Origin of the sequence: Dietzia timorensis, assembly GCF_020742175.1 — a bacterium.
GTDB classification, from domain to species: Bacteria; Actinomycetota; Actinomycetes; order Mycobacteriales; family Mycobacteriaceae; genus Dietzia; species Dietzia timorensis_A.
Window position 1 is genome coordinate 1 of the sequence record NZ_DYXM01000117.1, and the last position, 4,669, is coordinate 4,669.

The 4,669-nt window shown below is 66.3% G+C and carries 5 protein-coding genes; 1 reads left to right on the top strand and 4 read right to left on the bottom strand.

What is annotated here, in order from left to right; all coding sequences use genetic code 11:
• On the top strand, positions 1 to 1,130 hold a 1,130-nt coding region (locus K8V11_RS06470), incomplete at its 5' end, for a lipase family protein (RefSeq protein WP_303911854.1).
• A 22-nt stretch (positions 1,131 to 1,152) separates the two neighbouring features.
• Here K8V11_RS06470 and K8V11_RS06475 read toward each other — a convergent pair.
• From K8V11_RS06475 to K8V11_RS06490, 4 genes are all read right to left on the bottom strand, one after another.
• Positions 1,153 to 1,929 carry an SDR family oxidoreductase gene (locus tag K8V11_RS06475; RefSeq protein WP_303911856.1) on the bottom strand — a complete coding sequence of 259 codons (777 nt, stop codon included), beginning with the start codon at positions 1,927 to 1,929 and terminating at the stop codon, positions 1,153 to 1,155.
• 88 nt (positions 1,930 to 2,017) lie between these two features.
• Positions 2,018 to 2,350, bottom strand: a complete 333-nt coding sequence (locus K8V11_RS06480) for a branched-chain amino acid transporter permease (RefSeq protein ID WP_303911858.1) — start codon at positions 2,348 to 2,350, stop codon at positions 2,018 to 2,020.
• Between the two features lie 4 nt (positions 2,351 to 2,354).
• Complete coding sequence (locus tag K8V11_RS06485; protein WP_303911859.1) at positions 2,355 to 3,128, bottom strand: AzlC family ABC transporter permease; 774 nt, start codon at positions 3,126 to 3,128, stop codon at positions 2,355 to 2,357.
• Between the two features lie 51 nt (positions 3,129 to 3,179).
• Positions 3,180 to 4,466, bottom strand: a complete 1,287-nt coding sequence (locus K8V11_RS06490) for an MFS transporter (protein WP_303911860.1) — start codon at positions 4,464 to 4,466, stop codon at positions 3,180 to 3,182.
• Positions 4,467 to 4,669 lie beyond the last annotated feature (203 nt).

Below are 4,669 nucleotides of genomic sequence, written 5' to 3' on the forward strand. Positions count from 1 at the left end.
GCCTCGCCGCCCCCGCGACCGCACAGGAACTCGAGCCCGTGTGGTCGGGGCTCGACACCCGCGCCCTTGAGGGCGTCACGCTCGCCAAGGGCGAGTCCGGTCCGGTCGTTCCGCTCGATCCGTCGATCTCCCTCGCCTCGGCCGGCGAGGCGCACCGTTCCTACTACGGCACCGTCGACAAGAATGGCGAGCCAACGCTGAGTTCGACGGCCACGTTCCTTCCCCGCGGCGAGGCACCCGAGGGCGGCTGGCCCGTCGTCGCATGGGCACACGGCACCACCGGGCTCGGCGACCAATGCGCGCCGTCAACACTTCCGCGCAGCGACCGCGACGCCGAGTACCTCAACCACATGCTCGACCAGGGCTTCGCCGTGGTGGCCTCCGACTACGCGGGGCTCGGCACGCCAGGCCTGCTCAGCTACCTCAACGGCGAGGTCGCCGCGCACAACATCGTCGACTCGGTCGCCGCGGCGCGCGACGCCGGCCTCCCGCTGTCCTCGAGGTATTCGATCGTCGGCCAATCCCAGGGCGCGGGCGCCGCGATGAATGCCGCCGCACGCGCCGACGGCCTCGACGCCCCCTACGACCTCGACTACCGCGGCGTCGTCGCCACGGGCACCCCGGCGAACATCGAGGCCATCTTCCAGTGGGCCGCCCCGGACTTCCCGCCGATCGCCATTCCGCGTGGTCTCAACGTCTACTCCGTCTATATCCTGACGGCGCTGCGCGATGCCTACCCGGAGCTCGATATCGACTCGTTCCTCACGCCCGAGGGCATCGGCCTCCTCGATGCCGCCGAGGTCCAGTGTTACGGCGAGCTGCAAGAGACGGTGGGGGATACGCAGGTCGCGCGTCTGCTCACACGGCCGATGCGAGACATCCCCAACTTCTACGGCATCCTGCGAGACTTCATGGGCACGCCGGACCACGGCTACGACCGCCCGGTTTTCCTCGGCCAGGGGCTCCTCGACATCGACGTGCCGGCGCCGTTCGCGCTGTCACTCGCCGCACAGATGGCGCTCAACGCGCAGCCGCCGGAACTGCACGTTTACCCGACCGACGACCACAGCTCGACTGTGATGGCGTCGATTCCGGATTCGTCGAGATTCCTCGACCGGATCATGGCCTAGCGGACGGATCACGACGTAACTTTCAGTCGGTCGCCTCGGCTGGGTAGCCACCAATCTTTCGCGCGACAATTCTCTGAGTTGTTGCAGGTGCAAGGTGCGAAATCTGCCCAATGAGCCATGCATCTGCCCCAATCGCCGAGCGCTTCTTTCGCTTCCATGCCGCGTCGAGGACCGACGCCGCGGCGGCCGACGGTTCGAGTCGGGCAGTTCGACTCAAAAACCGGCGATTGACCTCATAGCTCGCGGCCGTTCCAGATCGCTCGGCCGCACTGGCGAAAATGTTCGTCCGCACACCGCCAACGAGGCAGTCGGTCACTGTCGCCGGAGAGAGCTCCGGACGCAACGCATTCACAACGATGCCCAACGCCGCCTTCGATGCGGAGTAAGAACCGAAACCTTCGGCCGTAACGAGAGAAAACGCCGAATTCAAAGTGACAAAGCGGCCTCGCGATTCGCGTAGCGACGTAGCCGCTGCCCGTGCCATATTCACTGCCCCAACCACGTTCGTCGAATACACGGCTTGCATGTCTTCGCTACTGCCGTCATCGGTAAGCAATCCCGATGACGCAATGCCTGCGGCATAAAAGACCGCGTCGATGCGTCTTTGCTGTTGACACCAATCGAGACAGCATTCCGCATCCGTAGCGTCAAAGCCTGTTTTCAGATCGAGCCCGGAAACTTCCGCACCCACGTCAACCAATTGATGCGCGATTTCGGCCCCGATACCGCCTTCGGCGCCGACAACTACGACGTGCTCGCCTTTCCACGCCCCTGCGGTGTCCTGGGTTCGTTTACTCATACTCCCAGTCTGCTGGCTGGTACTTCGTCACGGAGCGAGCTGCCCAACAACAAGCTATTTTTTCGATGTCCAGCATCAATGTCCGTCGTCAGGCGAGGAGCGAGGCGAGCACCACATACACCGCTGTGCCTGCGAAAATACTGAGCACGCTCGAGCGACGCCACAGGTGGAGACCGATGACCACCGCCATTCCCGCGACCGCGGGCACCCACGTCGCCATCGCGGTCGTGGTGTCGCGCAGCGTGTACATGACGAGCACGACCATCACCCCGGCGGGCATGAAGATGCCGAGGAACTGCACCAAGCGCGAGTCTTGTAGCCGCGACAGCGCGACGAAAGGCGCCAGCCGCAGCAGGACGGTAATCACGCCCATGACGGCGAGGCCCGCGATCACATAGCCGGCGGAGATTTGTTCGGGCATTGCGCTATTCCTCCTCCGCCGTCATAGGTGAATCGTGGCGGCCGCCCGAGGTGAGCATCGGTCCCGAGCGATAACGCACCGCGAAGACCACGACGAGCACGACGACATAGGCCGCGAGACCGATGACGAGCATCTGCTCGGGGGCGATGAGGAGCGCGGCCAGGCCACAGGCGGCTGCGGTCGCCGGCGGCCACCACGCGGCGTTCGCACGGATCGCGTCGATTGCGAGGACCGTGAACAACGCGGTGAGGGCGAACTCGAAGCCTTGGATCGACTCGGGGATGAATCCGCCGGCGAGCGCGCCGATGATCCCGGGGAGCACCCAGAACAGCTGACAACACACCGCGACCGTAACCGCACGGGTGCCCGAGACCGAGCCTCGCGGTTTCGTCGAGACGATCGCGTAGGTCTCATCCGTCAGCGCATAGACCGAATACGCCTTGGCCAGGGGGTTTCGGACGAGATGGAGAGGGAAGGACAGCCCGTAGAAGATGTGGCGGAAGTTGACGAGCAGGCTCGCGGCGCCGAGGCTCGCGATCGGCGTGGCCGCGAGGAACAGGCCGATCGCGAGGAACTCCATCGAGCCGGCGTAGATGAGGATCGAGAATGCCGGTGTCCACCACCAGTCGAATCCGGACTGCACCATGAGCACACCGAATGCGAGGCCGAGCGGAAGCATGCCGACCGCGACCGGGAGCGCGTCGGCAATGCCCTTGCGGATCTCCGCGCGCGTCGATTCGGGTTGCGCTGATTCGGATTGCGCAGCGTCGTCCGACAACGTCGACTCTCCTTTTGTAGAGGTTCGGGCTCGCTACTAGCTCGGGCCCCGCTACTTTCTGTCGGCCCCGAGTGATTCGACCGGTTCGTCGCGAAACTCGTCGCGCCGCGGCACCAGCGGAATCGCAGCTATGCCTGCGAGCGTAGCGAGCGCGAACGCCCAGACAAATCCGTGCCCGGAAATAACCGCCGCGAACAGGGGAGTGGCGGCCGAGACCGCGAGGAACTGCATCGTGTTCTGCACGCCCAGGGCCCGCCCGGACCAGAATGGGCCGGCGAATTCTGCGACGGAGGTGAAGGCGAGGCCGTTATCGGCGACGGCGATCACCGAGGCGATCACAGCCACCGCGATGGCGACAGAGTTCGGCACCCCGACGGCCTCGGCCACGGTGAGCGCGCCGAACGCGACCGCCGCAGACATCGCCACCCAACGCAGCAGCCAGTTGCGGTGGGGGATCCGGTCGGAGGCGCCTCCGACGACGATTCGCCCGATGCCGCCGAGTACCTGCGTGACCGTGACGACCGTGCCGGCGGCCACGGCGTTCCAGCCCTCGCCGACAACGAGCCACACGAGCAGCCACGACTGCATGAGAGTCTGGGGGAGCACCAGCAACACACTGGTTCCGTGGATGCGCCACAGGTACGGCACCCGGTAGGGCGAGGTGCCCAGCAGGGCTGCGCTGCTCGACGACTTATCGGGCCGCGGCGGATCCTTGACCACCAGCGCACTGAGTACCGCCGACGCGGCGGCCAACGCCATCGGCACGCCGAGCGCTGCGGACAGCCCGTACTCTCCGGCGAGCCATGGCATCGTCATCGCAGCCACCGCGACGCCGGCGGGTTGGGACATCTGGCGGATGCCCATCGCGAGCCCGCGCCGTCGCGGAGGGAACCAGCCGACGACGACACGCCCGGACGCCGAATTCGCCGCAGCCGACGTCGCGCCACCGAGGGTGAACAACACGCCGAGCCACACCAGATCCGCCGTTCCCGTGCCGCCGGCCGCCGCGATCCATATCGAGGCGCCGATGGCCAGCGCGCTGAGCGCCGCACCGGCGGTGAGCGCGAGGCGTTCGCCCTTCGCGTCGACAAGAGATCCCCAGGCCACGAGGGCGCAGGCGACGCCGACGTTGGGCATCGCGACGAGCACCCCGGCCGCGGTGAGCGAGACTCCGGCGGCGTGCAGGTGGGGAATGAGAAACGCGACGCCCACGACGAATGCACTCGTCGCGCTCGCGGCGAGTGTCGAAATCGCCAGTACTGCCCAATGCCACGCCGTGACGTCGCGGCCGGGGCGCGCCTCGGGGGCCTGCGTGCGAGGGTCTCCGGCGTCATCCATGGGCCCGAGCGTACTCGTCACTATCCCAATGGATGAACTTACGTTCCCATTAATTGAGACTCGGATCGGCCGGATAGGTCGAGAACAGGCTCAGTGGCGCCTCTTGTCGGCGCATTACCTGCGCCCAGAGATCGCCCGCTTTTTCACTAATGACGTCGGACGGCAGGCCCAGCGCGACGATCCAGTCCCCGCGCGCGAGTTCC

Coding starts and splice junctions, on each gene's coding strand:
- K8V11_RS06480 (WP_303911858.1), bottom strand. CDS start 2,350: ATGCCCGAACAAATCTCCGCCGGCTATGTGATCGCGGGCCTCGCCGTC.
- K8V11_RS06475 (WP_303911856.1), bottom strand. CDS start 1,929: ATGAGTAAACGAACCCAGGACACCGCAGGGGCGTGGAAAGGCGAGCAC.
- K8V11_RS06490 (WP_303911860.1), bottom strand. CDS start 4,466: ATGGATGACGCCGGAGACCCTCGCACGCAGGCCCCCGAGGCGCGCCCC.